The following is a 1,404-nucleotide window of genomic DNA, read 5'->3' as shown; positions in this document are numbered from 1 at the left end:
CGCAAAGAGTCGCACATCAGGATGAGGGCAGTAAGTGGCGCATAAGTCACATCTGAGGGCGGCATACGGGCCGTTTGCAGCCTTGGACCGCTGGCGGAGAACCCGCCGGGCGCGCAATATCGGCACCATTGGCCTGGTTCTGCTGGGCCCGATACTTGCTTTGGCAACCTTCCTCATTATCGGTCCCTTCGGGCAGGGCGCTTCTTCGCGATCGCTGCGGCTGATCCTGCTGGCCGATCTGGTTTACATCCTGACCATTGCCGCCCTGGTGATGGCCCAGATCCTCCGGCTGTTTGCGGCCCGGCGCTCGAAGTCGGCGGGCTCCCGTCTGCACTTGCGTTTGATCGGGGCCTTTGGGTTCCTTGCGCTGATCCCCACCGTGATTGTTGCGGTCTTTGCGGTGTTGACGGTCAACGTGGGCCTCGAGGGCTGGTTCTCGCAGCGTGTGCGTCAGGTGATCGGCAGCTCACTGGAGGCTGCAGAGGCCTATCAGGCGCAGCAGAAGGGGGACCTGACCGAGGACGCCCGTGCGCTGGCGCGCTATCTCGACAGCAGCCGGTCCCGCAGTTTCTTCATCAACGACGCTGAATTGCGGCTGGTGCTGGCGCAAGGCCAGTTGCAGATCCAGCGCGGTCTGCGCGAGGCCTATATCGTCGACAGCGCAGGGCTGATTCGCGCGCGCGGTGAGCGGTCCTATGAATTCGACTTCGAAAAGCCCAGCAATCTCCAGATCGGCGCCGCCCGCGAGGACGGCCTGCTTCTGATTGAAGATTGGAACAACAGCGAGTTCCGCGCGCTGGTGCGGCTGGACGCCTTTGTCGACCGGTTCCTGTATATCAGCCGGGACGTGGATGGCGAGCTGCTTAACCTGCTGGATGACACCCAGGAAACTGCGCATCTGTACCAGCAGCTTGAAAGCGAGCGGGGGCGGGTGCTGTTTGAATTTGCGCTGCTTTACATCGGCTTCGCAGTAATCCTGATTCTGGCAGCTATGTGGCTGGGAATGTGGTTTGCCGAGCGGCTGTCGCGCCCGGTTGGGCGGCTGACGGTGGCGGCGCAGCGGGTCGGGGCCGGGAACCTGGACGTGCAGGTGCCGATTGACGACGGAGGCGACGAAATTTCCCAGCTGGGTGAGTATTTCAACCAGATGACGCGGGAGCTGAAGGCGCAGCACGGGCGGCTTCTGGACAACACCCGTCAGATCGAACGCCGCCGCCGCCTGTTCGACTCGGTGCTGTCTTCGGTGACCTCCGGCGTGGTTGGCCTGGATGCGGATGGAAGAGTGACATTTGTAAACCGCTCTGCCGAACGGCTGCTGGACTGGCAGGAGGACCAGCAATCGCTGGCGCTGGCCGTTGCTGTGCCGGAATTCGGGCCGCTGTTTGCAGAGCTGATCGAAACCGG

1 protein-coding gene is annotated in these 1,404 nt (G+C 62.7%); it reads left to right on the top strand.

Annotation, left to right across the window (positions count from 1 at the left end; all coding sequences use genetic code 11):
• Positions 1–34: 34 nt before the first annotated feature.
• The coding region (locus RA26_RS21840) for a sensor histidine kinase NtrY-like (protein WP_039187556.1) at positions 35–1,404 on the top strand (1,370 nt) is incomplete at its 3' end.

This window comes from Leisingera sp. ANG-M7 (genome assembly GCF_000813965.1).
Lineage (GTDB): Bacteria > Pseudomonadota > Alphaproteobacteria > Rhodobacterales > Rhodobacteraceae > Leisingera.
This window is presented reverse-complemented; position numbering and strand designations above follow the sequence as displayed.